This window comes from Paenibacillus sp. BK033 (assembly GCF_004345425.1).
Taxonomy (GTDB): domain Bacteria; phylum Bacillota; class Bacilli; order Paenibacillales; family Paenibacillaceae; genus Pristimantibacillus.
In genome coordinates, this window is the sequence record NZ_SLVP01000005.1 from 118,600 (window position 1) to 144,513 (window position 25,914).

The following is a 25,914-nucleotide window of genomic DNA, read 5'->3' on the forward strand; positions in this document are numbered from 1 at the left end:
GTTACACTATAACTCGAAATCCATGATATCTTTCTTGTAACAAAAGCTTAAGGAGTTGTTGCAAGATGGCAAAGAGCAGTGTATTGGGTTACCCTCGAATCGGTGAAAACCGCGAATGGAAAAAAGCGCTGGAAGCATTCTGGGCAGGCAAGCTGGAGGAATCCGAGCTTCACAAACAGCTGCAGGATATTCGCTTGAACCATCTGCGCAAACAGCAGGACAAAGGCATCGATTTCATTCCGGTGAATGACTTCAGCTACTACGATCAGGTATTGGATACGGCCGCCATGTTCGGTATCGTTCCGAAGCGGTTTTCCTATAACGGCGGTCCGGTTCCCATTTCCGTCTATTACGGCATCGCCCGGGGCACGAAAGACGCTGCGGCAAGCGAAATGACGAAATGGTTCAACACGAACTATCATTACATTGTTCCGGAGTTCTATGGCGCACAGCCGGCTCTTACGGAAAATAAACCGCTTATCGCATACCGCGAAGCGAAAGAGAAGCTCGGGATCGAAGGCAAACCGGTTATTCTTGGCCCGTTCTCCTTCCTCAAGCTGTCGAAGGGATACGGCCGCTCCGAGGTTGACTCCTGGCTCTCGATCCTCCTTAAGCTGTATGTGCAGGTGCTTCAAGAGCTTGCGGCGGAAGGCGTTCAATGGGTGCAAATCGATGAGCCGGTGCTTGTAACCAAGCTGAGCAATGACGACCTGGCCCGTCTGAGAACGGTATACGGCAAAATTGCCGAAGCAGTGCCTGGTCTCAACATTTTGCTGCAGACTTATTTTGAATCCGTGGATCAATACAAGGAAATTGTTAATCTGCCTGTGCAAGGCATTGGTTTAGATTTCGTGCATGGATTAAAAGGCAACCTGTCCGCGATTCGCCAATACGGCTTCCCGGCCGGCAAAGTGCTTGGCGCCGGCGTGATTGACGGCCGCGGCATCTGGAAGGCATCGCTTGCGAAGAAGCTGGAGCTTTTGAAGGAGCTGCAAGGAATTGTTCCGGCCGACAAGCTGCTCGTCCAAACTTCCTGCAGCCTGCTCCACGTCCCTGTTACGACAAAGCCTGAGACCAAGCTTCAGCCCGAGCTTAAGAATGCGCTTGCCTTTGCGGATGAAAAGCTGGACGAAGTCGTGCTGCTTACGCAAGCCTTGAACAATGGCGAAGCGTCCGTTGCCGAAGCGCTTCAGGCTAACCAATCGGACGTTGGGGCGCTAGAGCAGTCCGCTTCCCGGAACCGTTCGGATGTTCAATCCGCGGTAGCGCGCATTGCATCGCAAGCACCGGCAAGAAAATCCCCGTTTGCGGATCGCAATGCGGCTCAGCAGGTGAAATGGCAGCTGCCGTTGTTCCCGACCACAACGATCGGAAGCTTCCCGCAATCGACGGAAGTACGCAAAGCGCGCCAGTCGTGGCGCAAAGGCGAATGGAACAACGAGCAGTATTCGAGCTTTATCCAAGATCAGATTGATGCTTGGATCAGCTATCAGGAAGAAATCGGACTTGACGTACTGGTGCACGGCGAGTTTGAGCGGACGGACATGGTTGAATTTTTCGGCGAGAAGCTTGAGGGCTTTGCGTTCACTCAAAACGGCTGGGTGCAATCCTACGGCTCCCGTTGCGTGAAGCCTCCGGTTATTTTCGGGGATGTTGCCTTCAAGGAAGCTATGACAGTTGAAGAAACCGTCTATGCGCAATCCAAAACAAACCGTCCGGTGAAAGGCATGCTTACGGGGCCGATCACGATTATGAACTGGTCTTTTGTCCGCGACGACATTGAACGCGAGCAAATCGCTTATCAGCTTGCTTATGCTCTTCGCCAGGAAGTAGAAGCGCTTGAGAATGCCGGCATCGGCATGATCCAGGTAGATGAGCCGGCTGTACGGGAAGGTCTTCCACTGAAGGAAGAGGAGCAGAAGCCTTATCTGGATTGGGCGGTTAAAGCGTTCCGCATGACAACGTGCACCGTTCAGGACACCACGCAAATTCACACTCATATGTGCTATTGCGAATTCCACGATATGATTGATTCGATCGAAGAGATGGATGCGGACGTTATCTCCATCGAGACTTCCCGCAGTCACGGCGAGCTGATCCACAGCTTTGAAGTGAATACGTACAAGCATGGCATCGGCCTTGGCGTTTACGATATTCATAGCCCTCGCGTACCGGATGTTCAAGAAATGACAAACATGATTGACCGCGCGCTTCAAGTTCTTGATCCTAAGCTGTTCTGGATTAATCCGGACTGCGGATTGAAAACGCGCGGCAAGGATGAAACCATCGCTTCGCTGAGCAACATGGTGGAAGCCACCAAGCTGGCGCGCGACAAGTTTACCGTTAAGGCTTAAGACGCATTAGAGAGACTCTACTTGCTCGATTGGTAGAGTCTCTTTTTGCGTCATTTTATCTTTTTTTTCATATTTGGGCTACAGGTGTTACAAAATAGAGTCGATAGCCGTCTTATACATGTCAACGTTAAGCCCGGGGCAAGCGTTAAGGCAATTGAATATCAAGGAGGCAATGGAGAATGAATATTTCCAATCCGGCGCCGGATTTGTTTAAAGATATCTTTCATAAGCATTATCCGTCCGTACTTCGAAAATTAATAGCACTCCTGCGGGATCAATCGGCTGCAGAGGATTTGGCTCAGGAGGTATTCCTGAAATTATACAAGAATCCGCCGTCAAGGCCGGAAGCCGTTGGGGCTTGGCTGCATCAGGTTCTAACAAGAAGCGCCTACGATTATCTGGATCAGAAGGCAAGAGAACGAATGCTGGTGCAGCGGCAGGAGAAGCAGCTGATGACGGAGCCGCAGACCTTCCAATCCGGAGAGCAGACCGTAATCCGGCAGGATGAGGAAGAGCAGATTCAAGGCTGGCTGAACGCTTTGCCCGAAAGGGACAGAGATTTGCTGCTGCTCCGTTACTCGGGATACAGCTATTCGGAGATCGCGCAGGAATTAAACGTGCAGCAGCCTCAAGTAGGCATGCTGCTGAAGCGGGCGGGAGAACGATTAAGAAAGCAAGCATTAAAGCACGAAAATCAATGGTCGCATGAATAAGGAGAGAGAGCAGATGACAAATCATCCAATTGATGAACGGAAGCAAGCAAACTTGCCTACTCCGGAAGAGACGAACGACGCTTGGGCCAAGCTTGCGCTTAAGCTGAAAGAGCATGAGGGTTCTACGGCTTGGGCGGCGTGGACGAAGGAAGGCGTAACCGCGGAGGATACGGAGCATAAAGCGGCAGGTTTAACGGCCATGACCGGAGAAGAGCATTCCGCATATCCAGAGAGAGCCCTCGAAGAACAGGAACGCCGCGCGGCGAAGCCTGTTCCATCCCCATATCGCGGCTGGTTGAAGAAGCATGGCGTGAAGACGGGCGTTGCCGCGGCTGCCGTACTGATCTGCGCCGCAATCGCGATTCCGTCTACAAACGAAGCGCTGGCTTCCATTCTGGGCAAGTTTAAGATGAATCAGGTTGCGGTTGTGCAGGAGGATGATTTCAAAACGGCATTGGAGGGCTTCTTCGGAGCCGATGTGTCTGCGGAATCGAGCAACAAGTTTGGCCAATTCGAGCGCACCTTTACCGGTGAAGACGCCTCCGATTTAACGGTAGGGCAAGTACGCGAGAAGTACGGGATTGAGCTTAAGGAGAAGCTGGATCTGCCGCCGTACGGGAAGCAAGCCGAGCTTCAAATTTACGCCCAGCAAGGGCAGGCTCTTACTCTTCGCTTGGATGTGGATGAGATTAACGATGTGATGAAAAAGCTCGGAGCGAAGCAATTGCTGCCGGCGTCCGTTGACGGCAAAGCGATCACGCTGCGGATGGGCGAAGGAATCAACGCCGATTACAGCTTCGTGGATTCAAACGAGAAATCGCATTATGTCGGAGTCAACATCATTCCGGTTCCGGTGGTCGAAATGGACCCGTCTATTGAGGCGGAAGACGCTTATGAAGCATTGATCCGATTCCCTGTTCTGCCCGCTAACCTGAAAAACGTATTGATGCAGAGCACGCGAATTTCCGAAGGAGAGGTACCATTCCCGATTATTACGAACGGCAACGTGACGAAATCGGTCGTGAACGGTACGGACGTCTATTTCGAGAACAGCAAAAATGATTGGAATGGCTGGAACGCCACTTGGCTGAAGAACGGAAAAGTTACGCAGGTTCAAATGTATGACGCTGCTTCCCGCGAAGAAGCCGAACGGATTGTGAAGGAATTGATCGCACAATGAGTTATGCCATCGAAACATTCAACTTAACGAAAAACTACGGGAACGGACGCGGCTGTCACGATGTCACGCTCCGCATTCCTGCCGGGGAAGCCTTTGGCTTCCTTGGCCCTAACGGGGCCGGCAAGAGCACCATTGTCAAAATGCTGGTAGGGTTAACGACGCCAACGGAAGGGAAGGCGTTATTGTTCGGTCAACCGGCCGGTTCGGTGGAGGCTAGGAGGCGCATAGGCTATTTGCCGGAATTATTCCGTTATCCCGGATGGTTAAGCGGAGAAGAGGCGATGCGTTTTCATGCCAAGCTATGCGGAATGAAAGGCTCAGAGGTCAACCGCCGGATTAACCAATTGCTGGACGAGGTCGGGATCGGACAGCGGGGACGGGACCGGATTAAAGGATATTCCAAAGGAATGCAGCAGCGGCTTGGCCTTGCCTGCGCGCTGTTGGCCGATCCGGACATCGTATTTCTGGACGAACCGGCATCCGCTTTGGACCCCGTTGGCCGTCATGAAGTAAGAGAGCTGCTCCAGCGTCTGCGCAAGGAAGGGAAAACGATCTTCTTGAACTCCCATCTATTAGAGGATGTGGAGCTTTTGTGCGATCATGTGGCGCTGCTGAACAATGGCAGAATTCTGGCCGACGGGCGCGTATCGGACGTGCTTCGGGCTTCAACAAGATGGCGCTTCCGGGTAGGCGGCATGACTCCCGAGCTGCTGGATTGGCTTCGCGAAGCGATGATTGCGCCGGTAGACATCATACCTTGGGAAGGCGGCGACACGCCTGCTTGGGGAGAGCAATGGCTGGAGGCCGAGCTTGCCGAGGACGAGCAGGTTGGCTATTTTAACCGTCTGCTGATTGAGCAGGGCCTGGCTTTATACGAGACACGGAAAGTGAAGTCAAGCCTGGATGAATGGTTTTTGCAGGCAGTATCGGGTTTGGAGCATAGGGGGGAAAACCGGTGATTGCCGTATGGATGTTAACCTGGAAAGAGCTGATACGCAAGAAAGTCACCTTGATGACTTTGCTGCTTACGATATTGTTCTGGATCGCGTTCTATTTTATCGCGCGAAGCGCCGGAGCATCGGTATCGCATTACGACTCCGGCATTATAAGCTTGGATAATTTAATTGACCGCTTCAGGGGAAGCGCTATTTTGCTATGGATCGGTTTTTTCTTTGCCTCCTTTGCAACAGGATTTCTGGCTATATTCAGCTCTGTCGCTGCCATTACAGGAGAAGCGGAGCATGGGGTGCTGCAATCGGTATTCGCGAGGCCGATAAAACGCGCGTTTTGGTATTTTGGCCGCTGGCTCGGATTTGTTACGTTTTGTCTTGCATATGCGCTTATTTTATTCGTTTCCATTCTTGGGATCGTAACGTATGCGACGGGTGTTCACCCGGATTGGTCCGCCATTGGTCCGGCGCTTGCTTTGTTCGTCACTCCGGTACTGCTGATGGTTACCTTGACGATGCTTGCCTCCTGCTGGCTTGCGCCGCTTGGCAACGGAGTTGCCATGGTGCTGCTCTTCGGAATGGGCTGGCTGGGTACCATGCTCGACCGGGTTATTGCCGCGGGGATGTTTACGTCGAATGAATCAACGAAAACAGCCGATACGATGGAGATGGTGTCGGGTCTGATTCGTTTGCTTATACCAACCGACGCGCTGCAGCAGCGGATGCTATCGGATTTATTCCAGGTTAAAGACCTGGGCGAATCGTTTTCTTCCAGAGATTCATTAGGTTATTTTTCAATCGTAAATCCGCCATCGGACGCTTTTTTATATTACACCGCCGTCTATTTCGCGGTTTTCCTTGCGGCAGGTTTGTATGCCATTCGACGGAAGGACTTTTGAGTCTGCATGTACAACTATCGAAATAGCCAGGTCCCCTTAATGGGGGCCATTTGTCTTTATGTCCGCTTGGAACGGCTCAGGCGAACTCTGACGTTCTCTTACTCCAAAATCGCAGTGTTCAGAATTTTTACGGTTACTTTCGGCTTAATGCTAAGCGAAGGATACTGCTCCCGCCAGTCGAGATATTTGAATAGGCTTGGATGATAGACGGCGACCTCATGGCCGAGCTGCAAGTAATCGCAATTCGCCTGCTGAAGAGCGGCCATAACCTTGGTTATTCTTGTCGTAAGATCCGCTGCTATAGCGGATTCCATCTCCTGCAGCATCTTATCCGTATGCTTCTTGAATTCGGAGCCATCCTCAACCAGCTTGAGCTGCAGCTGCAAGGCAATTTCAATTTCACGGAGCTTGTCTGCATCCGTAACCATATGAAAGTGGCGTTTGGCAGATTGTACGAGTACCGAATAGGACTTGCCATTCCGTTGGCCGGAGAGCAATTGGTTTTTCCCGGCCGGGCTTTCCATCAAGGTTGCAAGCTGCGTTTCCTCATTGTTCAGATTTTTGCCGGTATAACGACCGTCGCTGAATAAGGCCGTACCGGTCAAGCGTGCATCGCCTTTAAAGGGCTCGAACCTGTTCAAGGCGAAATCGTTCATGAACTGGTCACCTCCGAGAATGTAATGAAGCAATTTATTGGAAGGAATTTTTCCTCTGCGGATCTCGTCATCAAGAAGACCGATAAGGTAGTTGGAAACGGTCTGATCCTTCATCCCTTTTTGGTCCAGCAGCTTTGAGAGATCACCGTCATATACAGCCAAATAAGCGTATAACGGATTGGAAGCAAATTGGCTGGCAATGTCCAGATGCCGCAGCGGTTCATCCTTCGCGAAGCGGGAGCTTATCAGATAAAGCCTCGTCTCGAGAACCGAAAGTGTGCCTGGAATTTCCTTGTTCGTATTGGCAACGGCGTCATACAGATTGGACCCCGTTGCCTCCATGTGCAGGGAAGTCGGCCTGCCAGCGCCTTGATTGGATTCCCGAAGGGCGGAGATGACATAATCCACTTTAAGCTGCTTGCTGTTGCCTTCGTAATCAATCCCGATAATATCGACAAAAAGCAGCTTTTTTAATTGAAGCTGATCCCAGCAGCCTGTAATAAAAACGCAGATGAGTAAGGCAATCATGGTTCTCTTCATGCCCGATGCCTCCCGGCACTCCGTATCCCGGAAATAAGGAGCAGGAGAAGTGGGAATGCAGCGACGATGAGAATCGAAAACCGATCCTGGAAGGAAGCGATTCGCAATATATCAATGCGCTTTGTCAGAGAGAAGCTTGCAATAAAGCAAGCCGCAATAAGAATCCAGACCCAGATATACCGCTTGCCTAGTCCTGCGGTGCGCAAATGCACAAAGGCTTTGGAAGCGAGAAAAAAGTACACATTGATCGTGGGGCAGACTACAAAGACATAAAAGACAAGAAACAGAATATCCAGGCTTTGCAATATTTGAATGCGATAGTTTTTTAATATAAAAATTATCGGCTCCGGCACGATAATCAGCTGCTTCTGGCCAAACATCGTGGTACAGACGAGGCAGACGGTTACATAAAAGACGATCGTGGAAGCATTGGCAATGGATATCGCAAGCAGAATCTTTTTCTTGCCGGCATGCACATAGGGATAAGCGTATAGAAGCAGATCGTAGCCGATATAAGCGCTGAAGGCGACATATACTCCTTTTATTACAGGCGACCAGCCTCCCGACAAGACCGGGAGAAGATTCCTTGGATCCAACCCGTAAATGCCGCTAAACGCAATAAGGAGAAAGCAAATGACGGGGAAAATCATAAAGGTCTGCGAGATGAAGGCCAGTCTCTTTAGCGTAGAAGTGGCTGCGTATCCGCAAAGGATAAACAGCATAAGGAAGATCAGCCATCTTGGAGTAAACAAAAAGATCCAACGTTTTAAAATATCGGCGTATAGGGCTGTAATGAGAAGCCCCGAGAAGGCATAATAACATCCGTACAAAAGGTTGAGAGCAATACCGATAGGTCTGCCAACAATTTCTCGCGTATACGCGTAGAAGTTCCGGTTCGGATACCGGCTGCCCAGCCACCAGATTAGTAGAATTCCAATTTGCGCGGCTAATCCGCTAATCAAAACAGCCAGCCACGTATCGTGACCGGCAGTTTCGGCTCCCGCATGGGGGAGGGATAGAACCTCGATGCCAAGCTGAGCCATTATGGTTAAGGTGATTAGCTGTCTTCCGGTGATCGCTTCTTCCTTCATCATCTCTTCCAACTCCTTGGATGCCGCAGCCTAGTTTGATTATATGATGCTGTTCCGTTTGGCCTTTTACGCAGGTTCCAAATGGGTGAGCGGATCAGTGTATCCCTTATCCCGCTTAAAGTGAAAGGGGGAGTAAAGTAAGGCTGTCCCATCGTGCTCATTTGACATAGGTAAATAATCATCAACATAAAAAAGAAAGCCAGACCAAGCAGCCCAAAGACCGAAGAAAGTAAAATCGCAGGATAACCGAGCAGTCTTACCGCGCTGCTCATCTCGTAGGATGGAATAACAAAAGAAGCCAAGCCCGTTAAAGCGGCGACGATAACCATCGTGTTGGACGCCAGATTGGATTGTACCACTACGGTTCCGATAACAATACCGCCGACAACGCCTATGGTTTGACCGGCTGGACTGGCTAGACGTATGGTGGCCTCTCTTAAAATTTCAAGCAAAAGCATCATGGAAAGCGTCTCGACTAACGGTGGGAAAGTTACGTATTTCAATGAGCTTTGCAGCGTATTCACGAAGTTAATCGGCAGCAGCTGCGGATTAAAGGAACTGACTGACACGTAAAAGGCCGGCAGCCCGATGGTCAGCAGGAAGCAGGCAAGACGAAGAAGCCGGAAAAAGGTTCCAAGAATCGCGCTAATATGGTAATCGTCGGGGCTTTGGAAAAAAGACCAGAACGTGACCGGCAAAATAATGGCATCCGGCGATCCCGACGTCGCGATAACCATTTTTCCCTCCATTAAATACGCGCGCGCGCGATCAGGACGTTCGGTAATTAAGAGTTGAGGGAACAAGCTGAACTTCTTGTCACGGATTAGCTCGTCAATAAAACCTGGCGCATCCGTATAATCGATGTCGATGCTTAGCAGGCGCTTGTCCAATTCTGCAACAAGTGACGGCTCAGCGACCGACTTCAGGTACATAACCGATACCTTCGTCTTGGATAATCGTCCTATCGTATACGTCTTGACAATAAGCTCGGTTGAAGGAATCATCTTGCGCATCAAATTAAGATTGGTATCCAGATTCTCTATGAATGCTTCATTGGCTCCGCGAAGAACACGTTCATTCGTCGGAATATTAATGGTGCGTTCCTTCTTCAGATCCGCGCCAAGCAGATACAATTTGCTCTCCCCGTTGCGATGCAGCACCGTCTTGCCGCATACAATTGCTTGAACGGCTTCTTCGAGGCGATCGGTCTCGGCATAGTCGAGAATCGATATAACCTCGCGAACCTCACTCATAGGCCGGGAGAGCAGCGGTTTCAGTATAAACTCCTGAACATGGGAGGAATCAATCAAGGTGTCCAGATAGAATAGTCTGTATTCTATTCCGCCGATCAACAGCTTTTTCGATTGAAAATCGCTTTGTTCGAAGAATTGCCGGCTGAAGTATTGCTCTGATGCTGCTACAGACGGGTTCACATGGATCTCCTCCTATGCCATTGATTTCCTTACTATAGCCATTGAATGGAAAAATTATGTGGCATGCGGGGATTAGATAAAGGGCTTATGGTCTCAATATGGACAGGAAAAATCTATGAAGGAATGAAGGGGATGAGATAAATGCAAGAGGGTTGTCGAAGATATGATCTTCAACAACCCTCTATGGTTAAGATTAACTTAATAATAAGGTTCCATCATAAGGAACACGACAACCCCGGTCAAGCTGACATAAAGCCAGATCGGCATTGTCCAACGGGCGATTCTGCGATGCTTATGCAGTTGGTTTGTCCATCCCCATACGAGCGTGAACAAAGCTAACGGAACGATGATGGCCGCCAGAAAGCTGTGCGAGATAAGGATGAAGAAATAAATCGGCCGGATTACGCCTTCTCCGCCAAAGCTCGCCGTCTCCGAGGACATATAATGAAAGGTTAAATAGGAGACAAGGAACAACAAGGTTGAAGAAAAGGCTGCGAGAATGAACCCTTTGTGAAGCTTAACGTTCTTCCGCAGAATCGCGATCAACGCGGCCAGCAGGAAGATAAAGGTGAAGCTGTTCAATAGCCCATTGATTCTGGGGAAGATGGTAAGGTCGAAATCGATATCTCCCTTGTAGCCAATCGGCGAGAAGAACAAGAGAAGTATAACGATATTTGCGATCAGCGAAATCGTGACGATGGCAGCCGTATAATTTTTATTGCCGGCTTGCCGCGGTGCTTGTTGCTTTTCATTCATTTAATCCGGAGAGCTCCTTTCCAACCACATGGTAATGGCTTCATTATAGACGGGTTTTGTCATACAGCAATCAGGCTTTAATGTCTAAATAGCGAAATCTTATTGACTATTTCGAGGCGATATTTAACTGAAGTGAACCTCCTTTGCTTTCACCTGTGCATTAGACATACAATGGTGGAAATAGCCATATAAACGGTTATACGAAGGGATTGAAAAGAAATGAAGTTAGAGATGATTACGGTTCCGTCCTATTGGGGAACAGATTTAAAGCAAAAACTTATTTCGGTTCAAGAACGAAACCATAAACTTGTGGTTCTATTCCCGGGTAAAAATTACTCTTGTGAACTACCGCTTCTTTACTATGCAGGGAATACCGCTCTTCAATACCATAATGATTTATTTATAATGGAATACGGCTATCAAGCCGCTCGAACCGGTTTAGACATGAAGGATTTATCAAGAGTTGTAGAGGAATGTTTAGACTCCATTCAAAAAATAATAGATAACTATAATGAAATCATTTTTATTAGCAAAAGCATGGGGACCATTGTAGCAGGTGAAGTATACAGAAGTTTACAGAGAAAGATAAAGCATATCTACTTAACCCCTTTAGTCGATACCATTCCATTTCTAAATACATCAGAGGGAATCGTCATTTATGGCGGGAACGATCCGTACTTTACTAGGGAACATGCACTCAAAATGAAAAGCAATCAAAGGGCGTTTGAAATTCCGAATGCCGATCATGGATTAGAATGCGGAAGCATAGATAATAACCTTACTATACTTACGAAGGTCATTGAAATTTATAAAGAAGCATTTACAAAATAATGGCTATGAAATCATCGTAGGCATAGAGTGCTGACATATGAAAGCAGCCGGCTAATTAAGTTCGGCTGCTGTTTTCATCATTGTATCGGGGAAGCGCCATGCGCCCCTTGGCTAGTCGCTTTATTGAATCCGCTCGTCGGACTACAGATTTAGAGAGTGTTTTTGCTTGCGGCTGCCGTTCGGCAGTGCGTTATGAACAGAGGGCCTTGCTTTCGCGGCTGTAAGTGTAGCATTGACCTCTCCGCCCAGAATAATAATATTTGAGCTGATATACAGCCAGATCAGCAGGATGATAATGCCGCCAATGCTTCCGTACGTCTTGGAATAGTTCCCAAAGTTGTTAATATAGAATTGGAACAGAAGCGATGAAGCAATCCAGCCGAAGGTCGCAAACAGAGCACCCGGGACGGCCGATTTGAAATGAATGTTACGATTGGGGACAATCCAATACAGCAGCGAGAAAACAACAATCATAAACGAAATGGGAACGACGTATTTCAAGGTGCCCCAGATGAGTTCGAAGCCTACAGGGGAATCGAACCAATCAAACAGAAACTCACCGATCACCTCTCCAAAAATCAGCAAAACAATCGCCAGCAAAATAGCAAGCGCTAACACAACCGTAGCCGCAAGCGAAATCGCGCGAACCTTCCAAAACGGGCGGTTTTCTTCGACATCATAAGCTTTGTTAACACCTTTAATGACCGCATTCACGCCATTGGAGGCCGACCAGAGCGTAGCAATCATGCCGATCGATAACAAAGTGCCCCTGCTGTCGTTTGTTACCTCCCCCAGAATCGCTTGGATCGCTTCGCCTGTTTGCCCGGGCATCAAGCGAATTAGCTCAGCGACGACACTATCTCCAGACAGCCGGACAAAACTCATCAAGCTCACCACAAAAATTAGAAACGGAAAAAAGGACAAAATAAAATAATACGTAAGCTGCGCTCCTAGAGCAGGAACGTCATCATCGCGAAAGCGGCTGTACAGATTTTTGAAAAACGGAAGAATCTTCGAAACTCGTTTCATAGCCCTCACTCCTCTTAGTAGAAGATAAACAAGAGAGGCCTGACTCTAAACAGGAGTAATTATTTAAACAAGGGATCCGGGCAGTTGGAGGGACTCTATCGTCTGCAGAATGAAGGCTTCATAATTTGCGGCAGTTGGGAATACAAATTCACTTTCACAAATAAAGAATAACAACTATTCTTTTTTAACCTTCTTCTTTCTTGGGAGCATGAACAAAAGTGAAGGGGGCTCAAGCCATTCGTAATTTTCAGGTAACCCGTACATGTCTGCTAAACTAAATACGACTAGAAACGGTAAAAGCCCAAGAGCAAATACAGCAATCAATATTCCGAAGGAAATGGATTTGAAAATCTCCATTGCTTTCATAAGCTCATCCCCAATCTAAAATGGATTATTAATCCCTTTAATAGTACTGGCTTACCTCAACTTTCCGAAAATTGTATCGTATTACGATATAAATATGTAGAGGAGCATGTATTAATGTCAACTCAAATTATGACAAAATCCTTGTACGAGCAATTGGCCAGCTTCAGGTATAAATTGCGTGTATTTATGCATTTTAGTGAAAACGTTGCCAAGGAGGTAGGTTTAACGCCGCAGCAACATCAATTACTCCTTGTCATACAGGGCTATCCGGGACGTGACTACGCGACTATTTCCGAGGCAGCTGAAAAGCTTCAAATTACGCATCATGCTTGCGTGGGTTTAGTATCCCGCTGTCAGAAATCCGGACTAATAAAGCGCCGGCCGAATCCGGATGACGCGAGAAGTATTCTTCTTTCGTTAACAGACAAAGGACTCGAACTCTTGGAGCATATATCCGAAATCCATCTAAAACAACTTCATGATCTTCAAATTGATCTTGCGTTTTTTGAGACGATTCATTAGCTATAGATGAAGACCGAGAATGGAACCTATTACCCTTTTGGAAAATAGAGGGGTGCAAGCGCGATATTGCCATGCTATAATGGGTTATCTTAAATTATTGGAGGTATCTAATCAGACATCATGTGGACCTAATTTCCTGTCGATCATGATTTTCGAAAATGACGATAAGTGATAAGAGCTCAGCCTATGCGCGGAGCGGATTAGGATACGTGTGTCTATTGGAGAGATCTCCTTCCACCTTGGTGGATGCCATCTATTGGCGTCTATTTGGGGTGGTTTCACGCTATTCCTATATCCGCATATCCTTAGCCGCAGGCGCGCCCTGCGGTTTTTTTGAATTCTAAGCGCTTATAAGCTGTGCTAATAAACATGGCTTAGAATTCACCGGATTGAAACGCGCTCGCCACCACGGACGGCGGTAGCCGTTTCACCTTGTCATTCGACAATCATAACCCCTGTCAGTTGTTTAACTAAACTAGAAGTGGTGATTGGAATGACAATATTAACTTTACGCGGAATTAAAAAAAGCTTCGGCGACACGAATGTGCTCGTGAACGTAGACGCCGACTTAGCAAGCCGTGAGCGTATCGGCCTGGTCGGGATGAACGGGGCGGGAAAAACAACGCTAGCCAACCTGATTTTCGGTACGATTCTTCCTGACAATGGCAAGATCACCTTCCACCGGGATCAGCTTCGAATCGGTTATTTGCTGCAGTCGACTTCGTATACCGTTAATACCTTCAGCAACATGATAGATCATTCCGAATTGGCCCATGAAACCGAGCAGTTTCTAAAGACTACAAGCCATTTCGGCTTGCAAAAGGTGAAGGAGTGGGACGGAGCGCGTTTAGCGGGATTGAGCGGAGGAGAGAAGACGAAGCTGGCGATTGCACATATTTTGTCCTCAAAGCCAGATATCTTACTGCTCGACGAACCAACGAATCATTTGGATTTCGAAGGGGTAGATTCCCTCGTGCAAGAGCTGCGACGGTTCAACGGGACGACAATTGTCATATCGCATGATCGTTATTTTCTCGATCAAACGGTGGATCGGATCATTGAGCTGCAAGATGGCGTGTCGACGTCGTTCCCGGGTAACTACACGTTCTATAGGGAAGAAAAGTCCCGTCGCTTCCAGAGTCAACTGCATCAGTATGAAGAACGGCAGAAATACGAGCAGAAGATTGAAGCGGAAATCAAACGGTTGAAAAGCTGGTCCGAGAAAGCGCATCGCGAAGCAGGCAAGGTTGGGAAAATGGCTGAGATGCGCGCAGGCGTGAAGGAATTCTACCGCAGCAAAGCCAAAAGCATGGATAAGCAAATCAAATCCCGCATTCATCGCCTGGAAAAGATCGAACTTGAAGGCGTGAAGAAGCCTAATGAGGAAGCTAAGGTGTTCTTTGGGTGGGATCACCCGGACAAACGCGGCCGGCGAATCGTAGAAGCACAGCGGATTAGCAAGTCGTACGGCATGCGCTCCTTGTTTAAGGATAGTTCTTTTTATTTGCAACGCGGGGAGAAGATCGGTTTGCTTGGGCCGAACGGCTGCGGAAAAACAACGCTTATTCAACTGCTGCTGGGCAAAAAAACGGTCGATTCCGGGCAGCTATGGATGAGTCCAACTGCCAAAGTCGCATATTTAACGCAGGATGTATCGGATCTCAATCAGCGGCAAACCGTTCTCGAGCTTTTGCAGGAGAGTCATGAAGTCCGAAGCGATATTGGGAAAGCACGGACATTGCTGGCCAATATGGGCTTCGATGCGTCTATGCTTCAAAAGCCGATAGCTCAGCTAAGCCTTGGAGAACGCACGCGGATCAAGCTTTCGCTGCTTATGCAGCGCGAGCAGGATTTGCTCATCCTGGATGAGCCGACCAACCATCTCGATCTGGCAAGCCGCGAGCAGCTTGAAGAGACACTGTCGGAGTATCGAGGTACGCTTATCGTAGTCTCGCATGACAGATATCTGATGGATAAAATCTGCACGAAGCTGCTCGTTTTTGAGGACGGTCATATTAAGCGGATTGAATCCGGCTACAAAGCGTTTCGCGAGCGGACGCAGAGTGTACTAGGTTCGGGCGACAGGAACGAACAGCAGTTGGAAGAGGAGAAGCTGGTTATCGCGAATCGCATCGTTTCGGTGCTTGCGGAACTAAGCATGCTGAAGCCAACTGACATCCGGTATGTTGAGCTTGATGAAGAGTACAAACAGCTACTCTCTCGTAAGAAGCAGTTAAGTACTTGAACAATGACGTGTAGCAAAATGGCAGCTGGTGAGAGGATCAGCTGCCATTTTCATTGAAACATAGGTCAGTTAAGTTCCAAGATGTGGTAATGTTATATTAAGACATTTCGTATTGATCTGGATGGGGGCGGCATGCATGGACTTTAAAGAAATAAAAAGAGACCTGTTCACGATGACAGAGGATTATTACTTAGCTCACTGCATTTCTTCGGATGCAAAAATGGGTGCAGGAATTGCGGCTGAAATAAACCCACATACGAATCCCTTACTCAAGCTGTTGTATCGATGAGAGAACTTTGCTTATCTGAAGGAATATCCAAGCTTGCTATGCCGCAAATAGGATGCGGCCTTGATAAGCTTCAATGGGGAAAAGTAAGAGAGATTATCAAAGAAGTTTTTGATGATACGGAGGTTGAAATGATAGTTTGTACGTTATGAACATCAAGTGAGGCAGCTGAGGGATTACGGCTGCCTTTTTTAGCGCAACATTTATGGTTTGCCCAGCGTATAATGCCGTGTGGGAAAAACGGGGTATAACGTATCGCAAACAGAGCATTAGGAGGTAATGATTTGCGTAAATGTGGCCTATGTTTCATGTTAATGGCGGTACTTGTGCTTATTTTTACCGGTTGCAGTCGACACTCTTCATACGGAACTCCTCCGCCTATAAAAAAGCTTAAATGGGGTATGAACGTAACCGAGGCCTTTCATGTCCTAGGAATCTCAGAAAAGGATGTAACCAAAACAACTCTTGGTACTACTAGCACTTTCATCGGCAAAGGAAAGATAATGATAAGTGGCCGGCCTGCTGAATACAGTTTGACGTTTGATTATTATTTCTCCGAACCTGTTTTAATTGGAATTACCGCTAAGTTTAAACCGGAAGATATAGAAGACGTCGAGCAAAACTTAACCAAACAGCGCGGCCAAGGGGAATATCGATATACCGCAATAAGTAAACCGTTAAGCGTTACCTGGAAAGACGATACACTTGAGCATAATGAACAATGGAAGGCTAAGGTTGAGGAGATTTATCGCAATAATGGAGTCGAAGTAACGGACGAATCATTAGGTAAAGGAATAAATGTCGGAAACAAACCGATTACAAGCTGTCAATTAACGTTAGATAAGACCAGCCCTTTATTCGGGACCATCCTTTTTAACGGTCAAGTTGCAGCCATGCTCAATTATCCAGATAGATATACTCCCAAGAAATAAATAACCGAATAAATTTACATTTTACACAAAACCGCCGAAATCATGACATGATTCGGCGGTTTTCCATTTTTCTGGACATTTATGCCGCTGGATTTACAATTCCTTAGGGTCGGTTTAACGCAGATAAAACATCCGCTCTTTAATCTATACGTATGGGAACGATCCCATATGGGAACGGTCTCACAGCTGTGAAAGGGAGTGCACCCGTGGATAATCCGACCATCAAAGAAATCGCCCGGCGTGCCGGGGTGTCCAAATCGACCGTTTCGCGGATTATTTCCGGGAATGGATATTCCAGTCCGGAAGCTCGCGATAAGGTACTTGGGCTAGTCGAAGAATTGCAATACAAACCGAATGCGGTCGCAAGAGCTATGGTGTCGCAAAGAACGCATAACATTGGGGTGCTTTTGTATAGAAGGGATCTTCCGATTGCCTCACATCCCTTCTATGGGAAAATCGTCGATGCCGTCTTGCTGGAAGCGGCACGGCTGAATTATTCGATATTCGTTACAACGGATCACGATATGTCGTATCGATCGGCCGACTTCATGATCGAGAAGCGGGTGGACGGGCTTATTCTCATCAGCCGGCTGCAGCAGAACGTGATTGATCACATTACGAACTTCGGCATCCCGTTCGTCATGGTGAACGGTTCGACGGATGTGGACGGCGTTATCCATATCGTCAACGAAGATGAAGAAGGCGGGCGGCTTGTTGCCGAACATTTGACGCAAACCGGGCATGAACGGATATTCGTCGTTGCGGGGCCGCAAAGCCATCGGAGCCACCACTTGCGCCTGAAAGGATTCATGACCTCTATCAGGCAAGCCGGTCTCCAGCAGTCGGATATGTCCATTCAATCCGCGGCGACTTCGACTTTCGGAGAAGGCTACGAGATCATGAGCCGGGAGTGGAATCAATTTCGGAAAGGCGCGTATACGGCTCTTTTCGCCACAAATGACATGCTCGCAATGGGCGCAATGAAGTTTCTGCTGGAGCAAAGGGTTCGGATTCCCGAGCAAGTATCGGTTGTCGGATTCGATGACGTTGATTTTGCCGCCATGTTCTCGCCATCCTTAACGACGGTCAAGGTGGATGCCGGGGAGATGGGTACGCAATCCGTCCGGCTGTTAGACCGATTGATCCGGCAGGAACAAAGCAAGGAGCTTCCCAATCAATTGGTGCCACGGCTAGTCGTCAGACAGTCTACCAAATAACCGTAAATTCATACCGAAAGGAGCGATTACCCTTCATGCGCTGGTATTTCAAAGCACTCGGAACAAGAAAAATCATTGAATTTATCGTGCTTGTCATCTTCGTTGTCTTCTTTCTGGGACCATTGCTGAACCTGGCTATTTTGGCCTTCACCGGAAAATGGAGCTATCCCGACGTTATGCCAACGGAATGGTCCATGAAATGGTGGGCTTTCGTCTTCAAGCAGGAGGACATTCCGCAATCCATCGGCTTGTCCTTTATGATCGCCGCCATCGTAACGGGGCTGTCTATCGTGCTATGCATTCCGGCAGCTTATGCGTTCGCGCGCATTCGATTCCCGTTCAGCCGCTTCTTCCTGTTTTCCTTCCTCTTAACCCATGCGTTTCCGAAGATGGGGCTGTATGTGTCGATCGCGGTGCTTTTCTACAAGCTTGGTCTGATGAACACGCTGCTTGGCGTTGTCCTGATTCATATGATCAACGTGCTAATGTTCATGACGTGGATTCCAACCGCCGCGTTCCGGAACGTGCACCAAGCACAGGAAGAATCGGCGAGAGACGTGGGAGCGGGACCGTTCCGCGTATTCCTTAAAATCACTTTGCCTATGGCTATGCCGGGCATTATCGTCGCTTCCATCTTCACTTTCCTTAACTCGCTGGACGAAGCGCAAGGAACGTTCCTGGTCGGTATCCCGAATTACAAAACGATGCCGATTGTGATGTATTCCATTATCAGCGATTATCCAGCCTTTGCCGGCGCGGTGTTTTCCATCATTTTGACGGCGCCAACGATTATTTTGCTGCTTGCCGCCAAACGTTTCGTCAGCTCGGATGTCATGTCCAGCGGGTTTACGTTGAAGTAACGAGGCAAGGCCATTATCGCAAGACAAAGGAGGCTATTACGGTTATGGTTCAGAGCATGCGAGACATTCAAGAGAATCAAAGCATTCAACGTAACAAGCAAGAAGTTCACCCAATTCGGGACAGCCGGGAAATCCAGCTATCCGTTCAACAGCTTTCGAAACGGTATAAAACCGGCGAAGGCGTAACTTCGATCTCGCTAGATGTGCGTAAGGGCGAGCTCATTACGCTGCTAGGGCCTTCCGGCTGCGGCAAAACGACGGTATTGCGCAGCATCGGCGGGTTTCTCGAACCGGATTCCGGGGACATTCTCATCGAAGGCGTGAGCGTGCTCAAATCGCCGCCTGAGAAACGTCCGACTTCGATGGTCTTTCAGGGCTACAATCTATGGCCGCATATGACGGTGTTCGATAACCTGGCATTCGGTCTTAAAATACGAAAAATGAAGAAAGCCGACATCCGTAAACAGGTCGAAGACGTTCTCCAGCTCGTACGGTTGCCGGACGCGGAAAACAAATTTCCGGGTCAGCTGTCGGGCGGTCAACAGCAGCGCATAGCGCTTGCCAGGTCTCTGCTTTTGAAGCCTGCCGTTCTTCTGCTCGATGAGCCGTTCTCGGCGCTTGACGCTAAGCTTCGGCATGAGATGCGGGAGGAGCTGCGGGAGATTCAGGCAGAGACCGGCCTCACGATGGTATTCGTTACGCATGACCAGGAAGAGGCGTTGTCTATCTCCGACCGCATCGTGGTGATGAATCATGGGAATATCGAGCAGATCGCATCGCCGCAGGAGATTTACGATCAGCCGAACACGCTGTATGTCGCTCAATTTATCGGCAAGATGAATTTTTTGAAAGGGGTGGTTTCGGAAGGCCAAGTAACGGTAGGGAAGTTGAGGTTTCCAAACTCGAAATCGTTGTCCGGCGGAGTATGGCTGGCCATTCGGCCCGAAGATGTCAACATGTCGAGACAAGAGCAAGAAGGGCTGCCCGGCTTCGTCAAGCAGATTATGATTCTAGGTCATTATGCGGAAGTTTCCATTCAATTGCCGGATTATGGCGTTATCCGCGCGTTTCAGCCGCGGGATGCCGTCAAGGAAATGAATTCAGGCGATCAGATTTATGTCAGCTTCAAAAAAGTCATTGCGTATCCGGAAGATTAAGCCTGTCGAATGCCCTGCATGACCAACAATTCCTCAATGCCAAGGAGGCAAACAAGCATGTTAAGCAAAAAATCCACCCTAACTTTATTGACTGTAACAACCGTTACCGCCGCTCTTCTCACGGGTTGCGGAAGCTCGAATAATACGAATACTGCCAATTCCGGGGCATCTAACGCCGGCGCTACGAATGCGGGCAGCAATACGGCCTCGGCGGACACGTCGGCCAAACCGGTCGAGTTCAGCTTCTACTTCACGGGCTCCGAGAACGTCAAGAATCTTTGGGACACGATTATCCCTATGTTCGAGAAGGACCATCCGAACATCAAGGTCAAAGAGGTGTATATTCCGTCCGGTACCGGCGCGCAGCCTACGTATGACCGCATTCTCGCGGCGAAGCAGGCGGGCAAAGGCTCCGGCGGCATCGATCTGTACGAGGACGGGCTGAGCAACGTAACCCAAGGACAAAAAGACGATCTGTGGGAAACGCTTGATCCGGCTAAAATCAGCAATCTTGCTTCCATTGACGCGAATACGATGAAGGACGTATCCAACCTGGCCGTCCCGTACCGTTCGTCCGCCGTGGTGCTCGCGTACAACAGCGAGAAAGTGCCGACGCCTCCGAAGACGCTGGACGAGCTGTTCGCTTGGATTAAAGCCAATCCGGAACGCTTCGCTTACAACGATCCTTCCACGGGCGGCGCCGGCAGCTCGTTTGTCACAACGACGCTGTACGACAAGCTTCCGGAAGAGGCGATTCATAATTCCGATCCAAGCATTGAGGAGCAGTGGGGCAAAGGCTTCGACACGCTGAAGGAGCTTGGCAAATACGTGTACGGCAAAGGCATTTATCCGAAGAAAAACCAAGGCACGCTGGATCTGCTCATCAGCGGCGAAGTCGACATGATCCCGGCTTGGTCGGATATGGCGCTAGAGCAAATCGGTAACGGCCAGCTGCCGGCTACGACGAAAATCGCGCAAATTACGCCGGGATTCAACGGCGGTCCGACTTACTTGATGGTACCGAAGCTGTCCGATAAGAAGGACGCGGTTAACGAGTTTCTGAACTTCGTTCTGTCTCCGGAAGCGCAGTCGGTCGTGGTGACGAAAATGCACGGTTTCCCTGGCATCCAGCTGTCGAACATGCCGCAGGACATTCAAGATTCCTTCAAAGGCGTGGCTGAAGGCTTCCGGACCTTTAACATCGGCGACCTGGGCAATGAAATCAACAAACGCTGGCAAAGCGACGTAGCGGCGCAATGATGAGCAAACAAGTAAAAATGGGGATACTGGGCTTGCTTCTGGTCATCCCCTCTTTTCTTCTGCTGTTCGTCACGGTCGTCATCCCAATCGCCGTATCATTTAAGGAGAGCCTGACCAATAAGGAGGGCGGCATCGACCTGTCGAATTACAAGTTCCTGTTTACCGACAAGCTCATGCGCTCCAACATCGTATTCTCGCTGGAAGTAACGGTTATTTCGGTCGTCATCGTGCTCCTTGTCAGTTATGCGCTGGCTGCTTACATGCGTTTCAACAAAGGCAGGTTAGTCGGGTGGATCCGGAATATGTACATGATCCCGATGTTTATCCCGTCGGTCATTGCCACGTACGGCTTGATTCAGCTGTTGGGCAACCACGGCTGGGCAGCCCGGTGGGTGCTGCTGTTTGGCGGGAGCGGAATCCCGCGTATTATTTTCGATATGAAAGGCATTATTATCGCGAATCTGTGGTTCAATATTCCGTTCACGACCATGCTGCTCGGGTCTGCCTTGTCGGCGATACCGGATTCGGTGATGGAAAGCGCGAAAGACGTAGGTGCGGGCAGACTCCGAATCTTCACCCGGTTTATCGTACCTCTCACTTACAAAACGCTGCTTGTCGCGGTAACCTTCGTCTTTATGGGCGTAATCGGCTCGTTCACGGCGCCGTTCCTGCTTGGGCCTAATGCACCGCAAATGCTTGGCGTATCGATGGAACAAATATTCGGCGTATTTCAGGAGAAGGAGCAGGCTTCGGCGCTGGCGTTCTTTACCTTCCTGCTATGCTCGTTCATGGGTTACTTCTACATTCGCAGCATGATTAAGGAAGAGGGGGCGCGTTCTTCATGAAACGTCTTGTTCTGGAAGCGGAGGGGCGGGTGACTCCGGTCTGCTCCAAGACGCATATTGCCTACAGCTTTCATCTGGATCGACAGGGCGGAAAGCTCTGGATCGAATTCGCTTACACACCTAAAAATCTCGAGGACCGCGAACAAGCTCGACCATTAATTGCGGCCGGCATCAACAAATACACGGAACCGGCGCAGCGCAATCGGTTGCTGGAGAATTGGGAGTCGTTTCTTCCTCTTAAAAACCTGATTACCGTATCCGTCGACGACCCCAAACGGCATCGTGGCGCCGGTCATCGGCATGATCCGGAACAGCTGCTGTATATCGAAGGCAAGGATGCGTCTCCGGGATTCGTCAGCGGCGAGCTGATCGAAGGGTTGTGGAGGGTTACGTTAAGTCTCCATGAGATTGTAACGGACGATTGCCGGTACCGCTTGCGAATTCATCATGAGGAGGCTTAACAGGATGCGCTGGATGGCATGCGAGCTGCACAGTCATACGAATCACAGCGACGGCAGGCAATCCCTGCTGGAGCTTGCGCAAGGGGCGAAGGCGCTTGGCTTTGATTGCGTGGCACTGACCGACCATAATACGATGACGGGTTTAAAGGATAGGGAAAGTGTCGAGAAGGAGACGGGACTGACCATTATTTCGGGCATGGAATGGACAACGTTCCACGGACATATGGTGACGATCGGGCTGACGGACTTCGTGGACTGGCGTCCCGCGGGTCCACACGATATTCACGAAGGGATCGAGCAGGTCCATGCGTTTGGCGGGATTGCCGGCATGGCGCATCCTTATCGCGTCGGCAATCCGATGTGCACGGGCTGCTTCTGGGAATTTGAAATTCGGGACTGGAACCAGCTCGATTATATCGAGGTATGGTCGGGCACGTTCCCTTCGATTAAGACGGACAATTCCCGGGCGTTTCGCCTATGGACCGAGCGGTTAAACGACGGCTTCCGGATTGCGGCAACATCGGGAAGGGATTGGCATGCACAGGAACAGACGGACGAACCTTTATCGGTTACGTATTTGCAGCTCGACGACAGCGAAGGCAGCATAACGGAACAAGCCGTTCGCGCGCTTGCCGCCGGAAGAGCTTCGGTGACAATGGGGCCGTTAGTGATGCTGGAGCTGCGTTCCGACAAGATGGTTTACACGATTGGCGATCGCGTGGCGGAGCAGGAACGAAGCCATAGCTACGAGGCTGCCGTGAGTATTGATTTTCAAGTTAGAGCAGGCTTATGGGAGTTTCCCGAAGCTCGTTATTCGGTCTCGTTAACAAGCAACCTTGGCGTTATCGGAGAGCAGCATGCAAGCCCGGATCAAGAGCGGTATCGTTTCGAGGTTCCAGGGAATGGGTTAAAGTGGGTTAGGGCAGAGCTTAAAGGGAACGTACGCGGTGTGCGTACGATGATTGCTTTCACGAATGCGATTTACGCGGTATCCGAATAAGCTTATGATGAAATAAAGACGCTGGTTGGGAGTGTGACAAGAATGACGCGAAGCTTTCCGCTAATAACGGCCCACGCAGGCAGCATGAACACGGAGGCGCATACGCTGCGTTCGGTCCGGATTGGACTCGAGCTTGGTGCCGACGTGCTGGAAGAAGATATCCGGGTGACCAAGGACGGGGTTCCCGTGCTGGCACATGACGATGAATGGCTTACCGTTGAACGGTTTCATGCGAATATAGCCGATAGGACTTACGAGGAGCTAACCAAACTGCAAGCCGAGCCGGAGATAGGGATAGTACCGCCCCTTCTTAAGCTGGAAGATATATTGCCGCTCGTACAAGCTTCCGGCAAAATCATAAATTTGGACTTGAAGGTTGATGAGGCAATTGAGCCTGCTGCGGCGCTGGTCCAAAAATTCGGCCTGCTGAAGCAAGCCTTCTTCTCGGGCTGCGAACGGGAACGAGCGCTTCTCGCGCAGCGGCTGCAGCCGGATATGAGCAAGCTGCTTAACGTCAATGTCGAACTATTCAAGACCATGCCGTACAGGGAAGCGATGATTCAGACCTGTGCGGACGCCAGAGAAGCCTCCTGCATGGGAATAAATATTTATCACGGAATCCTGCGGCAAGAGTTTGTGGAATATGCAGCTGGGCAGGGGCTGCCCGTATATGCATGGACCGTCGAGGATGAAACGCTGATGCGCCAATACGCGGAGTGGGGCGTTTATTCCATCACAACGCGTAATGTTGCTTCGATCATGCACGTGAAGAAGGTATTTCAGCATCAGCAGCCTTTGGTCTAACGAATTCAAATCGGGGTGTCCCATATTGAGTCATGAGAAATGACGATGGGACACCTCTTTTTTGTATTCAAATTTGAAATAACGATCAATTCTATCTATCGTATGCATAGAGATTACGATATTGATCTATCGTAGCATCTTTCATAGAATGAAGGTGCGAGACAGGTACTGAAAAGAGAGGGATGGGATAACCGTGAATCAAAATCGCCTTCAATTTGACGCGGATTTTGATAATGCTTTGTTTTTCGGCCAATACGTAATGGTAGTTCTGAACGAGAGATATACGGGCGGGGGCTTATTGGAAAAATATGATCGGGAGTATGTTTGGATACGAGGCAAACGTCATTCTCGAACCGATTGCTCCTTCATTCAAATGCCACCTCCGGACGTGGATTTCCCGAATTAGGTTCTTGAAATAAATAGCTACAATAATCTGTATAGGAAGTAAGAAGCTGGCGGATATTAGGGATGATGTCTTGGAGCATCTGAAACGAAGCGATGATTTGAAAAGGAGACGAATCGAAATGTTTTGGGATTCTCTTAAATCCGGGCGTTTTTTAACGGCATACCTTTTAGTTTGTCTCATGCTTGCGGTGGCTGCCGTATCCAATCAGCGGGATATACTTTTTCCCGAAATCGCCGGCATGGCAATGGGGGTTATGGTGTTTCCGGTACCGCATTGGATCAAAAATCCCGTTCACTTATGGCTTTCCCCAACATTGGGCGCCTTCATCGGAACTTCCTTGAACTATATGTCAATGCCGCCTTTGTTAAAGATCTGGTTAGGTTTAATTCTAATCGTCATTCTGATGCACGTATTTCGCGTTAATTTCGGCCCTACGATTCCCGCTGCGTTGCTGCCTATTTTTTTGGGTCTGCACGATTATACGTTCGCAATCTCTACGGCTATATTCACGTTTGTGATTATGATTGCCGCGTTTGCGTTCAGAGATCCGGCAAAATTGACAAGTAATGATGCTCGCAAGATGAAGGATACGGTCATTATAACTTTGATTCTGGCTCTTTGGATCGGATTCGCCTTCACAACTAAATTAAATGTACTCATCATTCCGCCTGTGTTTGCCCTCATATTCGAGCTGTTTCATACGGAGAAATTCCATTGGAGGATGATATCGCCTCGTTTGACGGTATTGACTCTAACGGCAATACTTGCGGTTGGCGTGTATCATCTGTTGCCGGGTTCAGTGATTGGGAGCGGCGCGATTAACGTGCTGATCACTTTTATTCTCTGCAAGGTATTCAAAACCCCTGTGCCCGTTGCCTTCGGCGTATCGTTAATGCCTCTTATCGTCCCGGATTGGGGGACATGGGCATTTCCGGTTGGCGTATTTGTGACAACAGGCCTATTGATGTGTATCTCGGCTGCCTACCGTCAGATCAGAAATAATCATGCGATACTTGTGCCAAGAACTTGAGATATCCCACAACAGATCAGGAAACCATGGAGCTGAGCTTCATGGTTTTATGTTGTTTGTTGGAATATTAGACGGCAATAATTGGGAAGCT

At 49.1% G+C, this 25,914-nt stretch carries 25 protein-coding genes; 19 read left to right on the forward strand and 6 right to left on the reverse strand.

Features of this window, described 5'->3' with window-relative positions:
• Positions 1–65: 65 nt before the first annotated feature.
• The 5 genes from metE (at position 66) to EV294_RS17925 (ending at position 6,096) form a co-directional block, all read left to right on the forward strand.
• Complete coding sequence (metE, locus tag EV294_RS17905; RefSeq protein ID WP_132309178.1) at positions 66–2,354, forward strand: 5-methyltetrahydropteroyltriglutamate--homocysteine S-methyltransferase; 2,289 nt, start codon at positions 66–68, stop codon at positions 2,352–2,354.
• 179 nt (positions 2,355–2,533) lie between these two features.
• A complete protein-coding gene (locus EV294_RS17910) occupies positions 2,534–3,067 on the forward strand; it encodes a sigma-70 family RNA polymerase sigma factor (protein WP_207918164.1) in 534 nt (177 codons plus the stop codon).
• Between the two features lie 13 nt (positions 3,068–3,080).
• Positions 3,081–4,247: a hypothetical protein gene (locus EV294_RS17915; RefSeq protein WP_132309180.1), complete on the forward strand. Its 1,167-nt coding sequence runs from the start codon at positions 3,081–3,083 to the stop codon at positions 4,245–4,247.
• On the forward strand, positions 4,244–5,206 hold the full coding sequence (locus EV294_RS17920) for an ABC transporter ATP-binding protein (protein WP_132309182.1): 963 nt from the start codon (positions 4,244–4,246) through the stop codon (positions 5,204–5,206). Before EV294_RS17915 ends, EV294_RS17920 begins: the two co-directional genes overlap by 4 nt.
• Positions 5,203–6,096 carry an ABC transporter permease subunit gene (locus EV294_RS17925; protein ID WP_132309184.1) on the forward strand — a complete coding sequence of 298 codons (894 nt, stop codon included), beginning with the start codon at positions 5,203–5,205 and terminating at the stop codon, positions 6,094–6,096. The genes EV294_RS17920 and EV294_RS17925 overlap by 4 nt, the downstream gene beginning before the upstream one ends.
• Before the next feature lie 98 nt (positions 6,097–6,194).
• Here EV294_RS17925 and EV294_RS17930 read toward each other — a convergent pair whose 3' ends face one another.
• The 4 genes from EV294_RS17930 to EV294_RS17945 form a co-directional block, all read right to left on the reverse strand.
• Entirely contained in the window at positions 6,195–7,292 is a 1,098-nt protein-coding gene (locus EV294_RS17930; protein WP_132309186.1) for a Ger(x)C family spore germination protein, read from the reverse strand.
• Positions 7,289–8,386, reverse strand: a complete 1,098-nt coding sequence (locus tag EV294_RS17935; protein WP_132309188.1) for a GerAB/ArcD/ProY family transporter — start codon at positions 8,384–8,386, stop codon at positions 7,289–7,291. Before EV294_RS17935 ends, EV294_RS17930 begins: the two co-directional genes overlap by 4 nt.
• The gene (locus tag EV294_RS17940) at positions 8,383–9,816 is read right to left on the reverse strand and encodes a spore germination protein (protein WP_132309190.1); all 1,434 of its coding nucleotides are present in this window, start codon (positions 9,814–9,816) and stop codon (positions 8,383–8,385) included. Before EV294_RS17940 ends, EV294_RS17935 begins: the two co-directional genes overlap by 4 nt.
• A gap of 198 nt (positions 9,817–10,014) precedes the next feature.
• Complete coding sequence (locus EV294_RS17945; protein ID WP_132309192.1) at positions 10,015–10,572, reverse strand: DUF420 domain-containing protein; 558 nt, start codon at positions 10,570–10,572, stop codon at positions 10,015–10,017.
• 219 nt (positions 10,573–10,791) lie between these two features.
• Between EV294_RS17945 and EV294_RS17950 the strand changes: the two genes are divergently transcribed.
• A complete protein-coding gene (locus EV294_RS17950; RefSeq protein ID WP_132309194.1) occupies positions 10,792–11,403 on the forward strand; it encodes an alpha/beta hydrolase in 612 nt (203 codons plus the stop codon).
• Positions 11,404–11,544: 141 nt separating this feature from the next.
• On the opposite strand, the gene EV294_RS17955 is transcribed toward EV294_RS17950, so the two are convergent.
• The gene (locus EV294_RS17955; protein ID WP_132309196.1) at positions 11,545–12,432 is read right to left on the reverse strand and encodes a YihY/virulence factor BrkB family protein; all 888 of its coding nucleotides are present in this window, start codon (positions 12,430–12,432) and stop codon (positions 11,545–11,547) included.
• A 174-nt stretch (positions 12,433–12,606) separates the two neighbouring features.
• Positions 12,607–12,798 carry a hypothetical protein gene (locus tag EV294_RS17960; protein ID WP_132309198.1) on the reverse strand — a complete coding sequence of 64 codons (192 nt, stop codon included), beginning with the start codon at positions 12,796–12,798 and terminating at the stop codon, positions 12,607–12,609.
• A gap of 114 nt (positions 12,799–12,912) precedes the next feature.
• Between EV294_RS17960 and EV294_RS17965 the strand changes: the two genes are divergently transcribed.
• The 13 genes from EV294_RS17965 to EV294_RS18025 all read left to right on the forward strand — a co-directional run bounded on the left by EV294_RS17965 (position 12,913) and on the right by EV294_RS18025 (position 25,823).
• Entirely contained in the window at positions 12,913–13,320 is a 408-nt protein-coding gene (locus EV294_RS17965; protein WP_132309200.1) for a MarR family winged helix-turn-helix transcriptional regulator, read from the forward strand.
• 493 nt (positions 13,321–13,813) lie between these two features.
• Positions 13,814–15,565: a ribosomal protection-like ABC-F family protein gene (gene abc-f, locus EV294_RS17970; RefSeq protein ID WP_132309202.1), complete on the forward strand. Its 1,752-nt coding sequence runs from the start codon at positions 13,814–13,816 to the stop codon at positions 15,563–15,565.
• Between the two features lie 136 nt (positions 15,566–15,701).
• On the forward strand, positions 15,702–15,854 hold the full coding sequence (locus tag EV294_RS30710) for a macro domain-containing protein (RefSeq protein ID WP_243711698.1): 153 nt from the start codon (positions 15,702–15,704) through the stop codon (positions 15,852–15,854).
• 281 nt (positions 15,855–16,135) lie between these two features.
• On the forward strand, positions 16,136–16,783 hold the full coding sequence (locus EV294_RS17980; protein ID WP_132309206.1) for a hypothetical protein: 648 nt from the start codon (positions 16,136–16,138) through the stop codon (positions 16,781–16,783).
• A gap of 206 nt (positions 16,784–16,989) precedes the next feature.
• Positions 16,990–18,000: a LacI family DNA-binding transcriptional regulator gene (locus tag EV294_RS17985; protein ID WP_132309208.1), complete on the forward strand. Its 1,011-nt coding sequence runs from the start codon at positions 16,990–16,992 to the stop codon at positions 17,998–18,000.
• 35 nt (positions 18,001–18,035) lie between these two features.
• Entirely contained in the window at positions 18,036–18,860 is an 825-nt protein-coding gene (locus EV294_RS17990) for an ABC transporter permease (RefSeq protein ID WP_132309210.1), read from the forward strand.
• A 131-nt stretch (positions 18,861–18,991) separates the two neighbouring features.
• Positions 18,992–20,017 carry an ABC transporter ATP-binding protein gene (locus tag EV294_RS17995; protein ID WP_132309821.1) on the forward strand — a complete coding sequence of 342 codons (1,026 nt, stop codon included), beginning with the start codon at positions 18,992–18,994 and terminating at the stop codon, positions 20,015–20,017.
• 57 nt (positions 20,018–20,074) lie between these two features.
• Positions 20,075–21,277, forward strand: coding sequence for an extracellular solute-binding protein (locus EV294_RS18000; RefSeq protein WP_132309212.1), 1,203 nt, complete (start codon positions 20,075–20,077; stop codon positions 21,275–21,277).
• Positions 21,277–22,122, forward strand: a complete 846-nt coding sequence (locus EV294_RS18005) for an ABC transporter permease (protein ID WP_132309214.1) — start codon at positions 21,277–21,279, stop codon at positions 22,120–22,122. Before EV294_RS18000 ends, EV294_RS18005 begins: the two co-directional genes overlap by 1 nt.
• Positions 22,119–22,583, forward strand: a complete 465-nt coding sequence (locus EV294_RS18010; RefSeq protein WP_132309216.1) for a hypothetical protein — start codon at positions 22,119–22,121, stop codon at positions 22,581–22,583. Before EV294_RS18005 ends, EV294_RS18010 begins: the two co-directional genes overlap by 4 nt.
• A gap of 4 nt (positions 22,584–22,587) precedes the next feature.
• On the forward strand, positions 22,588–23,583 hold the full coding sequence (locus EV294_RS18015; RefSeq protein ID WP_132309218.1) for a CehA/McbA family metallohydrolase: 996 nt from the start codon (positions 22,588–22,590) through the stop codon (positions 23,581–23,583).
• Between the two features lie 42 nt (positions 23,584–23,625).
• On the forward strand, positions 23,626–24,387 hold the full coding sequence (locus tag EV294_RS18020) for a glycerophosphodiester phosphodiesterase (protein WP_132309220.1): 762 nt from the start codon (positions 23,626–23,628) through the stop codon (positions 24,385–24,387).
• A 524-nt stretch (positions 24,388–24,911) separates the two neighbouring features.
• Entirely contained in the window at positions 24,912–25,823 is a 912-nt protein-coding gene (locus tag EV294_RS18025) for a hypothetical protein (RefSeq protein WP_132309222.1), read from the forward strand.
• Positions 25,824–25,914 lie beyond the last annotated feature (91 nt).